Source organism: Corallococcus sp. CA041A (assembly GCF_003612075.1).
Lineage (GTDB): Bacteria > Myxococcota > Myxococcia > Myxococcales > Myxococcaceae > Corallococcus > Corallococcus exiguus.
The window spans coordinates 1-474 of the sequence record NZ_RAWF01000614.1 but is presented as its reverse complement, the minus strand read 5'-3'; the positions used below and the strand labels follow the sequence as shown (position 1 = coordinate 474).

The following is a 474-nucleotide window of genomic DNA, read 5'->3' as shown; positions in this document are numbered from 1 at the left end:
GCTGTGGCCTGGAAAATTGAGCGTCCATTATCTTTGAGATCTTCGTCCATACGTCTTTTGATGCGCACGAAGCAGCTACGACCTTCAACTCTGTTAGTTCAATGTATAGTATAACTCTGTTCATGTTCCGTGATACTCACCATGCTCCTCAGCACAGGCTGTATAGGTACTCGACATAGCGTCCATTATCGCGGGGTGGAATCTTCTATTCGCTTCCCGCTGTAGTGTAGTAACATCATCATTGAAATCTCTGGCCATGTGAATGAGGCCCTCGGCACGAGACTTTAGCTGGGCCTGGAGTATGTTTATACCAGTAAACGTGCTTTTCTGTTGCAACTGAGCTTTGATGGTAGCATGAAAAGTCCGCAGTAGCCGCTCAGAATTCTTCGTGAACTTGTCCAATGCTTTCGGAATCTTCTTGGTGAAGCTTAGTTCCCAGGTATTGGCAAGCTTTTGCTTCAGTGGGTATATAAG

1 protein-coding gene is annotated in these 474 nt (G+C 46.0%); it reads right to left on the bottom strand.

Going from position 1 to position 474, the window contains the following annotated elements; genetic code table 11:
• Nucleotides 1-120: 120 nt before the first annotated feature.
• Nucleotides 121-474, bottom strand: a 354-nt coding sequence (locus D7V77_RS45415) for a hypothetical protein (protein WP_233597578.1), incomplete at its 5' end; no start/stop codon positions are given.